The organism is Nocardia mangyaensis, assembly GCF_001886715.1.
GTDB classification, from domain to species: domain Bacteria; phylum Actinomycetota; class Actinomycetes; order Mycobacteriales; family Mycobacteriaceae; genus Nocardia; species Nocardia mangyaensis.
In genome coordinates this window covers 5,471,906-5,486,252 of sequence record NZ_CP018082.1, presented here as the reverse complement: position 1 = coordinate 5,486,252, position 14,347 = coordinate 5,471,906, and the positions used below count along the sequence as shown (strand labels likewise).

Annotated in this window: 17 protein-coding genes; 2 read left to right on the top strand and 15 right to left on the bottom strand. The window is 69.6% G+C overall.

Annotated features, from left to right (window positions below):
• Positions 1-239: 239 nt before the first annotated feature.
• Positions 240-557 carry a hypothetical protein gene (locus tag BOX37_RS24900; protein WP_084760075.1) on the bottom strand — a complete coding sequence of 106 codons (318 nt, stop codon included), beginning with the start codon at positions 555-557 and terminating at the stop codon, positions 240-242.
• A complete protein-coding gene (locus tag BOX37_RS24895) occupies positions 554-832 on the bottom strand; it encodes a hypothetical protein (RefSeq protein WP_071931859.1) in 279 nt (92 codons plus the stop codon). Before BOX37_RS24895 ends, BOX37_RS24900 begins: the two co-directional genes overlap by 4 nt.
• 139 nt (positions 833-971) lie before the next feature.
• On the opposite strand from BOX37_RS24895, the gene BOX37_RS24890 reads away from it, so the two are divergent.
• Complete coding sequence (locus tag BOX37_RS24890; protein WP_071929746.1) at positions 972-2,285, top strand: phthiocerol/phthiodiolone dimycocerosyl transferase family protein; 1,314 nt, start codon at positions 972-974, stop codon at positions 2,283-2,285.
• A gap of 15 nt (positions 2,286-2,300) precedes the next feature.
• Here BOX37_RS24890 and BOX37_RS24885 read toward each other — a convergent pair whose 3' ends face one another.
• The 8 genes from BOX37_RS24885 to BOX37_RS24855 form a co-directional block, all read right to left on the bottom strand.
• Positions 2,301-2,714 (bottom strand): type II toxin-antitoxin system VapC family toxin, encoded by a 414-nt coding sequence (locus BOX37_RS24885; protein ID WP_071929745.1) that lies wholly within the window; start codon positions 2,712-2,714, stop codon positions 2,301-2,303.
• The gene (locus BOX37_RS24880) at positions 2,707-2,958 is read right to left on the bottom strand and encodes a type II toxin-antitoxin system Phd/YefM family antitoxin (RefSeq protein ID WP_084760073.1); all 252 of its coding nucleotides are present in this window, start codon (positions 2,956-2,958) and stop codon (positions 2,707-2,709) included. Before BOX37_RS24880 ends, BOX37_RS24885 begins: the two co-directional genes overlap by 8 nt.
• Before the next feature lie 40 nt (positions 2,959-2,998).
• Complete coding sequence (locus BOX37_RS24875) at positions 2,999-4,522, bottom strand: class I adenylate-forming enzyme family protein (protein ID WP_071929743.1); 1,524 nt, start codon at positions 4,520-4,522, stop codon at positions 2,999-3,001.
• 180 nt (positions 4,523-4,702) lie between these two features.
• Positions 4,703-5,458 (bottom strand): glycosyltransferase, encoded by a 756-nt coding sequence (locus BOX37_RS24870; protein ID WP_071929742.1) that lies wholly within the window; start codon positions 5,456-5,458, stop codon positions 4,703-4,705.
• Positions 5,455-5,619, bottom strand: a complete 165-nt coding sequence (locus BOX37_RS34320) for a hypothetical protein (RefSeq protein WP_156910529.1) — start codon at positions 5,617-5,619, stop codon at positions 5,455-5,457. Before BOX37_RS34320 ends, BOX37_RS24870 begins: the two co-directional genes overlap by 4 nt.
• 63 nt (positions 5,620-5,682) lie before the next feature.
• Positions 5,683-6,081, bottom strand: a complete 399-nt coding sequence (locus tag BOX37_RS35510; protein WP_240505042.1) for a hypothetical protein — start codon at positions 6,079-6,081, stop codon at positions 5,683-5,685.
• A complete protein-coding gene (locus tag BOX37_RS24860) occupies positions 6,078-6,944 on the bottom strand; it encodes a beta-ketoacyl-[acyl-carrier-protein] synthase family protein (protein WP_071929741.1) in 867 nt (288 codons plus the stop codon). The genes BOX37_RS35510 and BOX37_RS24860 overlap by 4 nt, the downstream gene beginning before the upstream one ends.
• A 6-nt stretch (positions 6,945-6,950) precedes the next feature.
• Positions 6,951-7,976 carry a 3-oxoacyl-ACP synthase III family protein gene (locus BOX37_RS24855; protein WP_071929740.1) on the bottom strand — a complete coding sequence of 342 codons (1,026 nt, stop codon included), beginning with the start codon at positions 7,974-7,976 and terminating at the stop codon, positions 6,951-6,953.
• Positions 7,977-8,143: 167 nt separating this feature from the next.
• On the opposite strand from BOX37_RS24855, the gene BOX37_RS24850 reads away from it, so the two are divergent.
• Positions 8,144-9,298 (top strand): cytochrome P450, encoded by a 1,155-nt coding sequence (locus tag BOX37_RS24850; protein ID WP_084760071.1) that lies wholly within the window; start codon positions 8,144-8,146, stop codon positions 9,296-9,298.
• A 73-nt stretch (positions 9,299-9,371) separates the two neighbouring features.
• Here the strand turns inward: BOX37_RS24850 and BOX37_RS24845 are convergent, their stop codons facing one another.
• From BOX37_RS24845 to BOX37_RS24825, 5 genes are read right to left on the bottom strand one after another with little or no spacing between them, the layout of a single operon-like run.
• On the bottom strand, positions 9,372-10,016 hold the full coding sequence (locus BOX37_RS24845; protein ID WP_071929738.1) for an ABC transporter ATP-binding protein: 645 nt from the start codon (positions 10,014-10,016) through the stop codon (positions 9,372-9,374).
• Positions 10,016-10,897 carry an ATP-binding cassette domain-containing protein gene (locus BOX37_RS24840; protein WP_071929737.1) on the bottom strand — a complete coding sequence of 294 codons (882 nt, stop codon included), beginning with the start codon at positions 10,895-10,897 and terminating at the stop codon, positions 10,016-10,018. The genes BOX37_RS24845 and BOX37_RS24840 overlap by 1 nt, the downstream gene beginning before the upstream one ends.
• Positions 10,894-11,715 (bottom strand): ABC transporter permease, encoded by an 822-nt coding sequence (locus BOX37_RS24835; protein ID WP_071929736.1) that lies wholly within the window; start codon positions 11,713-11,715, stop codon positions 10,894-10,896. Before BOX37_RS24835 ends, BOX37_RS24840 begins: the two co-directional genes overlap by 4 nt.
• Positions 11,708-12,730 carry an ABC transporter permease gene (locus BOX37_RS24830; protein WP_420811563.1) on the bottom strand — a complete coding sequence of 341 codons (1,023 nt, stop codon included), beginning with the start codon at positions 12,728-12,730 and terminating at the stop codon, positions 11,708-11,710. Before BOX37_RS24830 ends, BOX37_RS24835 begins: the two co-directional genes overlap by 8 nt.
• A complete protein-coding gene (locus BOX37_RS24825) occupies positions 12,700-14,301 on the bottom strand; it encodes an ABC transporter substrate-binding protein (protein WP_071929735.1) in 1,602 nt (533 codons plus the stop codon). The genes BOX37_RS24830 and BOX37_RS24825 overlap by 31 nt, the downstream gene beginning before the upstream one ends.
• Positions 14,302-14,347: the final 46 nt, after the last annotated feature.

Here is a 14,347-nt window from a genome sequence, read left to right as displayed (position 1 = left end):
ACGGTGATCGCCGCCGCGCTCGCCACGAGGAAGACAGGTTCCAGGCAGATCGCAATCTGCCGGGCACTGATCTGGGCTTTTGCTACCTCGGCAGCCATCGCGCAGGCAGCGTGACCACAAACGTCTCCACCGGGCGAGGCGGGCGGCAGATCGTCACCCACCCCTTCGGCAGATCGTCACTCAGGCTGTCCGATCAGTTCGCTGTGGACGGTCGGGACCGATTCGAAATGACGGCCGGTTCAGCTGGCTCGATGAATCGGGTGGACTCGGGACAGGGCGCGCTTGGCCTCGGCCAACGAGATCATCTGGTCTTCGTCGTCGATCTCGGCGACCGCCGCTTCGGCCCATTCGCGCAGGAGCGTGGAGACGCCGACTCGGCGTTCGTCCGCCAGTTCCTTGAGGCGGGAATGCAGGCCGAGGGGGAGGCGGATCGACGTCGTCACCATGATGTCTTCGTTGGCGGGCAGGCGTGGCGGGGCGTCGGCGGGGGTGTCGGAGAAGCTCAGCCGATCCATGAAATCGGCGAGTTCTTCTTTGCTGGACGGAAGATCGCTCATGATCGGGTCTCACTTTCCCACTGCTCGAATCGCGCCAGTTCCTCGGCGCGCATCGCGCGGGCGCCGATGATCACCCACGTCCAGTCGTCGCGCTGTCGTGTGACCACGATCAGCGGGCGGCCCGCCGTGGTGCGCCCCCACACCGTCAGGACGGACACCTGGCCGTCGAAGGCCGGGCGTGGCCACCGTCGTGACGCTGCGAGGACCTGCCGAACCTCGCTGGGTTCGATGCCGATCAGGTGAGCGATCGCCCAATCAGGCCACTCGAAACCCATGAGGTCCATAATACGCACGTAGTAACCGGCACGATAGATGCGGAGGACAGGATTCTGCCCGCGACGGAGTGTGGCGAGCGCGACCGGCGTCTCGGTCACTGGGGCACGCGACGGGGTCGTCAGGCCCTACGCTCGGGCCATGGGCGAAGAGGTCGTGCGACCGCTGTCGGCGGCGCAGCGGTGGTTCTGGCTCATCGACCAGCTCTCGCCCGCCAACTGTGTGGTTCGGTTGCGGGTGCGCGGGCCGATCGGGGCGTATCGGTTGGAGGAGGCCGCGAATGCGGTGGTCGCGGAGTTTCCGCTGCTGCGCGCGGTGGTGACCGACGGTCCGAGCTTCGTGACCTCGGCCGACCCACACCTCCCGGTCCTACACCGCATCGTCACCGACCCCGACGAGTGGCACACCGTCTTCGACGACCAGCTCGCCACCCCGATCGACCTGTCGACAGCGTCGGGCCGGCTCATCGATCTCGCTTGGCGCCCAGGCACTTGCGAGGAACACCACGATCTGATCCTGGTGCTGTCCCACGTGCTGCTCGACGGCCGCTCGATGACGGCGCTCGGCTGGCGAATTCTCGCCTGTGCCTTCGGCGAAGAGCCTCCGGCGACCTCGCGCCCACCGATCCCCGCTCCCGACGATCTGATCCCGGCCGCGCACACCGGGCTGTTGCGCTGCCTGCGCGCCAACCTGGCCGGGCAGCTCACCGCCGTCATCCGACGCGCCACCAAACTCCCCGGCGTCCTGCCACCGCTTGCGATTCGCCGCACCCGCACAGTGATTCGCACCATCGAGGGCGCGCAGCTCGCCGCCCTGCGCGCCCGCTGCCAGCAGGAAGGCGTCACCGTCAACGCCGCCCTCGCCGCCGCACTGGCGGGTGCCCTCGGCGACCTCGCCCGCCCGCGGCGCTCCGGTGTCGCCGGTATCGGCATACCGGTGGACCTACGCTCGCGACTGCACCCCGCTCCGGACGACGACGAACCCGGCATGTTCACCGCCGTTGTCCCCACTTTCGTCCCCTACGGACCCGAAAAGTCACTCTGGGATGCTGCCCGAACCGCGAAAGGGCAACTCTCCCAGCGCTTGACCCGCGGCGCCGATCTCTCCGCTCTGGCCGCGATCCGCTACGGCTGCCCCCGCACCCTCGAATCCGGCAGGCGCACCATCGAACTCATCGACCGCCGCGCCCCCTGGAATGTCACCATGAGCAACCTCGGCCGCCTCACTCAGCCCGAAACCCCAGAGCCCCTCCATATCTCGGCCCTCACAGTCGCAGGGACCAACCCCTGCGCCAGCGCCCTGACAGTCGCCGTGGCCACCCTCGACGCCACCCTGTCGATCACCTTCTGCTACGTCGACACCGTGCTCGAGCACGCCACCATCGAAACCCTGGCCGACCACACCGTCGCACCCCTGGCGCGCGGAATCTCGCATCCCGTGACCACGCGGCACTGACGTGCACGCCCTCGCTTACACGGACACGACGTCGAGTAGCGGACCCAGCCCCTTGAAGTCGTCCGGATTGCGGGTGTAGAGCGGCAGCGCGTGTTGGACGGCGGTCGCCGCGATCTGCAGGTTGGCCACGCGACCGCGCGGCTTTCGACCGACCTGTTCGACCAGCAGGGCCAGCGAGCCATACACGTGCGCTGTCTCGGCATCGAAAGCGAGCGGATCGAACGATCGAACCACCCACTGGAACTGAAGTTGACGCTGCGCCTGCCGTACCGGGTCCTTCGTTGCGTGGATCCCGGCGGCGAGTTCGGCGAGGCTCACGGCGCTGATCGCGGCATCGGCGTCGTCAGGCAGACTCGCGTGTATCTCGGCGTAGTCGATCAGAACCGACGTGTCCAGGAGGATGTACAGCGGCACGGCGGAATCACTCACGGTCGGGCATTTCCTGGTCGATCATGGCATCCAGATCGGCCCGCCACTGGGCGTAATCGACATGCGGGAGCCGTGCGCTGGTCCGCGCGAGTTCGGCCACGGGCACGAAGGTCCGGCGGACGAGCGGCTCCAGTTTGGCCACGGGATTGCCGTTGCGGGTGATGATGAAGCTCTCGCCCGCTTCGACCGCGGCGAGCACTCTTCCGCTGTCGTTGCGAAGGTCGCGTTGCGCGATCTGCTTCATGGTCGACAGTGTACTCGCGCGCTACACCGTGTACAGAATGCTACGAAGCCCGTCGGCGCTGGGCGAGCAGTTCGCGCAAGGCGTTGCGGTCGGGTTTGTTGGTGCGGCCGGTGACCGGGATGTGGTCGAGGACGACGATCTCGTCGGGGAGGGCGGTGGTGTCGATGAGGTGGGGGAGGCTGGTGCGCAGGCGGGCGGCGATGTCGCCGGCGTCGGGAGCGGCTACTACGGCGAGGACGATGGCTTCGTCGCCGATCTCGTCGGGGATGCCGACCATGATCGCCTCGCGGACGCCGTCGATGGCGGTGATCACCGGTTCGTAGAGGCCGGGGTAGATGTTGGTCTTGCCGCGGATCATCATGTCCTTCTTGCGGCCGGTGAGGACCAACTGGCCGTCGTCCCAGCGGGCCAGGTCGCCGGTGGCGACCTCGGTGAGGGGTTCGGCGCCGAGGTAGCCGCGGCACAGGTTCGGGCCGGCCAGGACGAGTTCGCCGTCGTCGGCGACGCGGGCCACGACCCCGCGCACGGGTGCGCCGAGCAGGTCACCGTCGTGGGCGAGCTTGGCGGTGTCGGTCGCGACGGCCACCGGCAGGATCTCGGTCATTCCGTAGATGGCGAGGAACTCGGTGTCGGGCAACGATTGACGGGCTCGGCGCAGGAGGGCGGTGGTGACCGGCGCGCCACCCAGCGCGACCTGGCGCAGATGTGGCGGGGGCGTGATCGCGCCGGATTCGAGCGCGTCGAGGGCGAGGGCCAGATCGGCGGGTGTGTAGAAGGCGTGGGTGGCACTGCGCAGATTGCGGGTGAATCGCACGGGGTCGATGTGGGTGCCGAAGCGCGGATAGCGCGGCATCGCCCAGCGCGCGCCGGTCATCAGCGCTGGTAAGCCCATCATGAGTTGCTCGGTGTGCAGGAAGGCGCCGGGGGCCAGGCTGGTCCGGCCGCCCATCGCGGTGAGGCCGGCGCTCAGCGAAGCACGCGTGTGTACAACGGCTTTCGGCTCGTCGGTGGTCCCGGAGGTGAACACGATCAGCGCCGCGGCATCCGGATCGGCCGGTGCCAGGTCGGTCCTGGAGGCGTCGCCGGTGATCCGGCGCAACGGAGTCGAACCGAACGGTGTGCCCGGCATCCACACGCCACTGTGGATGTGGCGCACATCGAGCGCGCCGAACCGGGGCAGCGCCAACCCGCGCCTGCGACCGAAGGCTGCCAGGGGCCCGCTCACGGTGTAGAGCAAGGATTCTGTTGCCGCCCAAGCCGGTTCGACCAATCCGATCCGCTTGGCGAACAACTCGGGGCCGACTCCGGGATCGACGAAGACGATCGTCGCGCCCGCCGCGATCGCCCCGAAGATCAAGGTCACCGAGGACACACTCGGCCGGATGGAGAACAGCATCCGATCGCCCGGCCGTAATCCGGCCTGGGCGAGGTTGTGCGCGACCCGGCCGATCGTGTCGACCAGTTCGCGATAGGTGAGCGCGCGCTTGCCGACCGTGCCGAGGGCCGAGGCATCCGGGATACGGTCGGCCTGTGCGGCGAGGCGATCCAGGAAATCGGGGCTCATCGGCTGGCTCCTCGGAAGTCGGCGATCCGACCGACTGTGTGGTCACCGCCACGACAGTCACGAATCGCCATCGGCGGGATGGTGGTGATGGTGGCCGCGATCATCCGGGTGGCTCGATGGACACCCTCGGTACTGACCTGGGCAAGGCGGTCGGCGTCAGTGGCAACGGTAGTGGCGAACTCACCGGATATCGACCACCTCGGGTCGGTACCGGTGATCGGCATACCAGGCCAGTGTCTTACGAATGCCCCAGGCGCGGACCCGGCGATTCGACCCGTATACGCGCACATCCCTGCGCAACCCGTAGTCGGTGGTGATCGTGCGCACCGCGTTGACCAGCGCACGGTCCTCGTGCAGATCCTCGATGGCCGTGCGCGGGAAACCCCCTGCGGCGAGATAGAGCTCGGCCGTGATCGCCATATTGCAGCCCGGCGTCATCACATAGGGTCCCAGATACTTCGGGCCCCGATTGCCCGAGCGCACCTTCCCGAAGATCGACGCCACCTCCAATGCGACCCGGATGATGGTGCGGTCGAGCCACGAAACCCCTTCGTCGGTCCGCGGAATCAACTGCCCGCTCACCAGCCGCAGCCCCGAGTCGAAGCCCGCCTTGATCCGCTGCGTCCATTCCGGCGCGGGCAGGCAGTCCGCGTCGGTGCGCGCCACCCACGTGGCGCCCTGGGTGATGGCGTGTCGCATACCGGTGTCGGCGGCGGCCCCGGTGCCCTTCTGCTGCTCGGTGATCACCGCGATCGGCGGCACCGGATGCTCGGCAGCGAAGGTACGGACGACCTCGACGGTGCGGTCCGACGAGTTGTTGTCGACCACGACGACGGCGAAGTCGGTATCCCGTTGTGCGGCAAGGGCAGCCAGTGTCGCACCGATGCCGTGCTCCTCGTCGAAGGCGGGAATCACCACCCACAGTGCATTGGTCATCGCGTCACCACGCCCCGCGAGTGCACCCGGCCGACCGCGCGGAAGGTCGCCGCGTCATGGCGCCGGCCGAGCGCGCCGCGGTCGATGTGCCCGCCGACCTGCTGTTGCCAGTGGGTGCCGTGCTTCGGAGGTGCGGGGTGTGCGTGACCGACGATCGCCACGCGCCGCGGTGTCGGCCCGGCCGCTCCGTGCCGTCCCCGACCCGGCGTCGGGCAGAACCGGATTCACCGCTCGTCCTCACCCAGTGTCTTCCACCAGGTCGCCCCGAACACCATGGTCATCACCGCGGTCCGCCCGGGTGCGATCCCGCGCTTGGCGGCCTCGCGGCGGGCGACCGGAATCTGCGCCGCGTGCACCACGATGCTCAGGAACGCGTCGATCCAGAAGATCGCGCGCAGCGGCTTCGACCGGAACGGACGCACGACACCGAGCAGCAAAAAAGCCCAGCCCAGCACCGGAATCGAGCGCAGGGCCAGGACGGTCGATCGGCCCGGCGCGGGGGGTGTGGTGCCGATCGCGCGGTGTCGCGGCTGCTCGCCGTGCTGAATCCGGGCTGCCCACGCCTCCCGCGCGCTGCCCTCGCGCGCGGGTGTGGCGCGCCTCGGTCGGTGCGCCCCGGTCATGCCACACCCGGCCCGCGATAGGTCACCGCGGCGGCGGTGGGTCCTCCGTCGGCGGCGACGAACAGCAGGGGGCGATCGGCCAGGCCGGCATCGCGGGCCGCGACATAGGCCGCGGTGAGTGCGGAAGTGTGTGCGTCGCCGGTGAATTCGTCGGTGACGAAGACGGCGATGCCGAGTTCGGCGGCCAGTTCGGTGGCGAAGTCCTCGGTCGGCTTGCCACACACCAGTACCGCACGCGTGGCGTCGATGTGGTCGGCCGCCAGGGCCTCCCGGCCCGCGGTGGCGGCGTGCTCGACCAGTTCGGCGGTGCTGGTGGCGAGTTCGACCGTCAGCGCGGACCGACCCTCGGCGCCCATCTCCGACAGGGTGACGTAACCCTGTGGATCGGGCAGTGTGTCACCGGCGCTCACGTGCACGCCACCGAATCCGGCCGCCTCGGCGGAGTTCTCCAGGACCAGCGCCGCGCCGACAGGTTCGAACGCGAACTCCGCATCGGCCCGCATCGACGGATGCGCGTCACCGGAGACCACGACCACGTGCCCGGCGGGCAGATCGGCCAGCAACGAGGCGGCGACGCCGACGGCGTTCACCAGTCCACACGCCCCGTTCATCAGGTCGAACGACAGGCACGGCACATCGCCGGGCCGATAGTCGAGGCCGATCCCGGCGGCCTGCTGGATGAGCGCGGCCACGGCCGGTTCGACCAGGTTCGCGTCGCGGTATACACCGACGTTGATCAGGGCGTCGACCTGCTCGGGCGGACAGCCCGCACCGGTCAGCGCCTCACGCGCGGCATCGGCCGCCTGTCCCACCGAGCTGACTCCGCCGGTGTGCGTGACGGCCGAAGAAATGATGATTCCCATACTGTCCTATACCCGAAGATCGCCGATTGTCACCGACAAGAACCCGGCGACCACCCCGGAGGCCGCCGGAACCAGCAGTACGCGCGACCCCGGCGCGAGCAGTCCGCGCGAGAGCGCGTCGTGCAGCACCACGAAGTGCGAGGTGGAGGCGGTGTTGCCGTACCTGTCCAACACCGCCAGCTTGGGCGGCATCGGAGCGTCGAATTCCCGCTCGGCGATCTTGTCGATCAATTCCACCGCGGGGCCACTGAATTGGTGGTGGATGAGGTAGTCGTAGCCCTCGTCGGCGAAGCGGGAACCGCGGCCGGTGAGGAATTCCTGCTGGCGCGAGGTCCACAGCAGATAGCGCGACTCGTTGTGCATGGCCCGGTTGTCGGTGTAGAGCGCCACGCCCGGTCCCTGGTCGCTCGGCATGCCGAGGCACAGCTTCGCGAAGGCCGCGCTGGTGTTGAGTTCCACATAGTCGAGGCCGGGCCCGTCGGTGCCGTCGAGCACGACCGCGGCGCCCGCGTCACCGACGGTCAGCGAGGCGAACTGCGGGTCGTACTTCTGCGAGATCTCGCGCACCGCGGTGTCGGAGATCGGCGTGATGCACTCGCCCGAGACCACCAGGCCGCGGCGCACCGCGCCGGCACGGATCATCCGATCCAGCAGCAGGACTCCGGTCATCATGCCCGCGCAGGCATTGGAGACGTCGAAGTGGATGGCTCGGGTGGCGCCGAGCGTGGTGCGCAGCATCAGCGCGAACGAGGGCTCCAGACAGAAATCCGCGCCGCGGGTGCGGGTGATCGAGCAGGAGATGATCACATCCAGGTCGGCGGCGGTGTAGCGGGAGTTGGCCAGCGCGCTCCTGGCGGCGGCCAGCGCGAGGGTGAACGAGTCCTCGTCGACGCCGCGTACTCGCCGCGCCCGCACCCCGCTGACCTTCTCCAGATCCAGCGGTGTGTCCACCGCCAGCTGACCCAGCAGGTCGGCCGTGGTCACCTCGCGGCTGGGCAGGTAGGCCCCGACGGCTTCGATAGTCGATCTCATACTTCGTCACTTCCGGATATCGCGGGATGCTCAGTCCGCCATCCGCGCATCCCGTCGATCCTAGTCGCAGACCTTCACTAATCGGGCCAGGTCAACTAGATTGTGCCGGGGTGTGGAGTGCTGCCCGACGCCATGAACTCACCTTACTCGCCGCAGGTCAACCGTGGTTGCCCGGATTACTGCTGCTGGGGCGGGTCGCGCGGCCGATCCGCAAGGTCCCCACACTCGGCTGGTTCGTGGCGGATCCGCTGGTCGCGCGTCAGATCTACAACGACAGCACGCACTTCAGCATCGTCTCCGAGGGCGCGGCCGGGCACTGGTGGGCGCAGGTGATCGGCGACTGGGTCGAAGACCTGTTCGAAGGTCCGGGCCACACCGAATTGCGGACCAAGGTGCGTGACCTGTTCACCCTCGCCCACACCGACGCCCTGGTCGAGCGCGTCATCGGTCCCGACCTGCGTGACCTGCGCGAACGGCTCGCGGCGGGCGAGACCGTCGACATCGCCGCCCGCGCCCAGATCCTGGTCGGGCGCAGCGTGTCCGACCTGGTCGGCATGCGTCCCGAGGACATCGCCGCGGCCATCGGCGGCGACCACACCGACGATCAGGACACGCTGTTCCTGCGGCTGTTCCATCACGTCGAGGAGCTCGTCAACCTCGGATTCGGCACCATGGCGTCAACCACCCTCGACCCGGTGGCGGTGGCGCGCGCCCGCGAGCTGGCCACCCGGCTCGCCGTCAATGTCCCCACCGCTTACGCGCGCGCCGATCCCGACACCACGCTCGGTCGCTGCCGGGAACTCGGTCTCGAGGTCGAGCACGCGGCCGGGCTGGCCATCCTGATGGCGGTGGCGGGCACCGACACTCTCGCCAGCGCCATGACCAGGATGGTCGCGATCATGCACGACACCGGTGAGCACCGCGCCCTGCTCGCCGCGCCGGACCGGCTGCCCGACGCGGTGCGCGAGACCCTGCGGGTGACCAGTCCCGCCTACCTGGTCGGTCGCTCGGTCATCGCCGATGTGCGCGTCGCCGACCGTGATCTGCGCGCGGGCGAACACGTCAAGATCCTCACCTGGACGATCAACAACGCCGTCGGCGACTTCGCCATCCACCGCGACTACGTCCCCGAGACCCGCCAACTCTGGTTCGGCGGTGGCCGCCACCTGTGCCTGGGTGCCCAGCTCGTCCACTCCGAACTCACCGCCCTGCTGGCCGCCCTCACCGCCGACGGTCGCCCCTGGCAGATCGTCGAACGCCGCTACCGCCGCAAGGTTTTCATCCCCACCTACGAAACCCTGCGAATCCGCCTCGCGGGCTGACCACCGGCGAGCAGCCCCAGTCGCCGCGACAGGTCCGAGACAGACCCCCGCGCTGAGGCTGAGCGGTGCGTGCTCATCGCGGAGATACCTCGTGCGGGGTCAGGGTGCCCGCGTGGACGGTGGCGATGCGGGTGCAGGCCACCTCCAGCAGGGGGGTGTCGTGGCTGATGAGCAGGACGCCGGTGTGCTGTGCGGCTCGGGATGCGACGAGGTGGATGATGGTGGCGGTGGTGGCGGCGTCGAGCATGGCGGTGGGTTCGTCGAGGATCAGGTAGCGGGGGTTCTGGGCCAGGGCTCGGGCCAGGCAGGCGCGTTGGAGCTGGCCGTCGCTGAGGGCGTGTGGGCGGCGGGTGAGGAGGTCGGGGGTGAGGCCGACGGTGCCGGCCAGGGCGGTGAGGTCGGGGGTGGGGGTGCGGCGGATGCGGGCGGGTTCGGCGATGATCTGGGCGAGGGTGAACTGGGGATTCGTCGCGGTGCGGGGGGATTGGAAGACCATGGCGATCTCGCCGCGCGCCTGACGCGGTGACTTCCCGTCGACGGTGACCCGGCCGGCGGTCGGGGTGAGCAGTCCGGCGAGCGTGCGGGCGAGAGTTGTCTTCCCCGAACCGGATTCGCCGGTGACGCCGATGATCTCGCCGGGGGCGACCCGCAGATCGACGTCCCGCACGATGGGCCGATCGGGTCGGTGGCCGACGGTGAGTGCCTCGGCGACGAGCATCAGGACCTCACTCGAATCATGCGCTGTTCCTTGCGGATCAGCGTGGTGGGTCCGCCCGCATAGGGGCAGATCTCGGACAGATCGGTCAGGGCGCGCGGTGGGTGGGGGAGTGGGCGCAGACCACGCTCGGGCAGCGCCGAGAGCAGATCGCGGGTGTAGTCGTGCCACGGGTCGGCCAGTACCTCGGTCCCCGGTCCCACTTCCATCAGCCGCGAGGCGTACATGATCGCGACGGTGTCGGCGAGGTCGGCGCGCAGCAGGTGGCCCAGGTCGTGCGTGATCAGCAGCACCGCCGCCCCGGCGTCAGCGCACGTCCGCAGGAGCTTTCCGACCTGGTCGGTGCGGTCGCGGTCGAGCCCGGAGGTCGGTTCGTCGGCGACGATCACCTCGGGATCGCCGGCCAGCGCGGCCGCCACCGCCGCACGCTGGGCCATTCCACCGGAGAGTTCGTGCGGGTACAGCTCGAGCGCGGACACCGAGAGACCGGCACGCGCGACGAGATCGCCGGGAGTGTGTGTGGTGCCGAGCGCGTCGATCGTCTCGGCCAATTGGGAGCCGATGGTGCGGACCGGCGTGAAATGCGTACTCGGCGACTGCGGTACGAGCGCGATGTGGCGGCCCCGGTACGGTTCGACACCGGCCAGCACGTCGATCGTCCGATCACCGAGTGAGAGCCGCACCGACCCGGTGGTGACGGCCTCGCCCGGCAGCACGCCGAGCACCGTGCTCGCCACGATCGACTTGCCGCAACCGGATTCGCCGACGAGCGCGGTCACCGTGCCCGCCGCGAGCTCGAGGGAGACCTCGGTCGCCGCGTGCACTACGGCACCGCCGCGCAGCGGGATCCGGACGGTCAGTGCGTCGATGGTCAGGCCCGTCATCGCGGCATCCTCGAGGGTTTCGGTGGCAGCAGCCGCCGCCGCAGCGACGATCCGGCGACGGCCACCGCCACGGTGGTCACCACCAGGAACCCGGCGGGGAAGACCAGCGTCCACCATCCGCCGAGCAGCAGCGAGGTGCGGGCCTCCGCCAGCAGGGTGCCGAGGCTGGGCTCGTGGGGCGGCAGCCCGAAGCCGAGGAACGACAGTGTCGACTCGTGCCAGATCGCGTGCGGCAGGAGCAGAACCACGGCGATCAACGCCTGCGGGGCGACCGCGGGCAGCAGATGCCGGCTGAACAAGTGCGTGCGGCTCGCTCCGGCCAGCACCGCGGCCGAAACATAGTCGCGCTCACACAGACTCAGACTTTCCGCGCGCACGATCCGGGCGACCTGCACCCAGTGGGTGAGCCCGATCGACAACACCACCGCCAGCACGTTCCCCCGGAACAGCGCCACGATGACGATGCCGAGCAGCAGATGCGGCAGCGCGTTCGCGGTGTCGGCGATCCGCATCAGCACCCGGTCGACCCACCCGCCCGCCAGCGCCGACACCGCGCCCACCAGCACGCCGAGCACCGTCGACAAGGCCGCGGCGCACGCGGCCACCACCAGCGAGGTCCGCAACGCCGCCGCGATCCGCACGAACAGCGAGCGCCCCGCCGAGTCGGTGCCGAACCACCACTGCCCCGACGGCGCCTGGCGTGCGTCGGCGAAATCGGTCAGCCGATCGTCGGCGCCGCCGAACCACGGCACGAGCACCGCGTACGCGAGCACCGCGATCAGCACCGACAGCGCGAGAGACAACCGCCGCTCAGCCATCGGCCCGCACCCGTGGATCCAGCAGTGCCACCGCGACATCGGCGAGCAGCGAACCGAGCATCACCGCGCAGGTCGTACCGACGGTCAGGATGGCCAGCAGGGCCATGTCGAGGTCCTTGGCCGACTGCACGAACGCCCCGGCGATCCCGGGCCAGGAGAAGATCTCCTCCACCAGCACCGCCCCGACCACGATCTCCGGCAACCGGACGCCGAGGATCGTCACGAAGGGGGCCAGCGAGGCCGGCAGGATGTGTCGGCGCGTGATCGTGGGGGCATCGATGCCACGGGTGACCGCGCCGACCACGAAATCCTCACCGCGCTGGGCCGAGACCGATTCCCGCACCGCCAGCAGCAACCACGGCACCTGGGAGACCGCCAGCGCGCCCGCGGGCAGGATGAGGTGGCGCGCCACCTGCCCGAGGCTCGCATCGGCCCCGGCATCGGTGAGGCCGGCGGGTGGCAGCCAGCCGAGCCCGACCGCGAACAGCCCGATCGCCGCGAGCGACACCACGAACGGCGGCAGTCCCTGCAGCGCCACGCAGGTGGCGGCGACGGCCCGGTCCACGAGTCCGCCGCGGTGCATCCCCGCCCACACGCCCACGCTCAGCGCGAGCACGACGGCGATCGTCATCCCGGCCACCACCAGCAGCATCGTCCACGGAATACGCTGGGCGAGCAGCTCACTCACCGGTTGGGCGAAGCTGCGCGAGACACCGAGATCGCCGGTGAACACGTCGGTGATCCATCGGCCATAGAGCTGATACCAGGCGGCGTCGAGATCGAGTTGCTCGGTGAGCAGCGCGCGATCGGCGGCGCTGGTCGTCTCGTAGCGTGCGCCGAGATAGCCGACGAGCGGGTCGAACGGTGAGACCGCCGCGGCGGCGAACAGGCCCGCCGAGACCAGGCCGAGCACCGGAACCAGCGTCACCAGCCGCCAGCCGGCCATCGACCCGATGCCGCGGTCGCGCAGCCGACCGCGCGGCACTACCGGGTCCAGGTCTGCAGTGACCACCACGGCCCCCAGGTGACGCCGTGGCTGTGCGGCTCGAGGATCGGCCCCGACATGGTCCACGACGAGTCCTTCACCACATAGGTGTGATCGAGGTGCACCAGGAACACATGGCTCGGCGCGGTGGCGTAGCGGCTCTGCACCGCCCGATACGCGCTCGCCCGCACGGCGGGATCGACATTGCGCCGTGCCAGTTCGAGCTGGTCGTCGATCGTCGGGTCGCTGTGGCGGCTCGCGTTGTCGTAGGGACTGCTCGCGCTCGGGTCGGCCGACGGTGAATGCAGGGTGTTGTAGGCCTGGGTGTCGGGATCGTAGGGCTCGCTGCCGCCGCCGAGCAGGATGCCCGCCCGGTCGATCCGCGGTTCGATCCGGTCCCACGACAGCGCCTCCAGGTCGACCTCGACGCCCACCCGGCGGGCATCGGAGGCGAACGCCAGGGCGAGATCGCGCCGGAGGGTGTCGGCGGAGTTGTACATGAGGGTGAATCGTGCTCGCACACCGTCTTTCGCGCGGACACCGTCGGCACTCGCGCGCCAGCCTGCCTCGTCGAGTATGTGTTCGGCACGGGTCCGGTCGAAGGCGAAAGTGACTGCCGGATCGTGGGATTCGCCGTAGACCTCGGCGAACGGCGTGTAGGCGGGGCGACCGTAGCCGCCCAGAATGTTGTCGATCATCGACTGACGATCCACCGCGTGATTGAGGGCCAGCCGGATCGCCGGGTCACCGGCCACCGGGTCGCCCGCGGGCATCGAGACACCGCGCCAGTCCGCGGAGGTGTTGGCGTGCAACGACATCGACGCGCGATCGGCGAAGGTTGCGGCCAGCAGTGGCGGCAGCGTCGTGCCGTCGAGCTCGCCGCCGGCCAGCCGCTGCGCGCGGGTGTTGTCGTCGGGGACGTAGAGCAGGGTGAGTCGCTTGACCTCGGGTGCGCCGTTCCAGTATCCCTCGTTCGCCTCGAAGATCGCCCTGGTCGGTTCCAGCGTGGTGAGCCGATAGGGGCCGGTGCCGATCGGCGCGGAGTTGAGCGAGGACTCGGTCGCTGGGCCCGGGGTGGCGACGGCCTCCGAGGGCACGACGCCGATGAGCAGCTTGGTGGGGAACGCGGCATAGGGGTGGCGCAGGGTGAACCGGACCGAGGTCGGGTCCACCGCCTCGATCCGCTCGATCATCGAGAACGAGGAGCGCACCTCCGAGGCCGACGCGGGATCCAGGATGGCCCGGTAGGTGGCGACGACATCCTCGGCGTCGAAGTCGGAGCCATCGCTGAACCGCACGCCCGCGCGCAGCGGCACGGTCCACACGGTGGCATCGGCATCGGCTGTCGGCAGCTCGGTCGCCAGGGCGGGCGCGAAGTCCGGCAGGCCGGTGCCGCCGGTGAGCCGCAGCAGTCCGTCGTAGATCTTGGCCTCACCGGCCGCGCCGTACCCCGCGATCGGGTTGTAGCCGCCCAGCTCGAAAGCGTCGGCGAGGACGAGGGAATCGGTGGGTCCGCTGGCGGGTGCGGAGCACGAGGCCAGCGCGGCGGCCAGCGCGACCGCGGCCCCGAGAGCGAACAGCGGCCGGGTGCGGAGCCTCATCTATCGTCCCTACTCATGTTTATCTGAACAGATGAAAAGATGATAG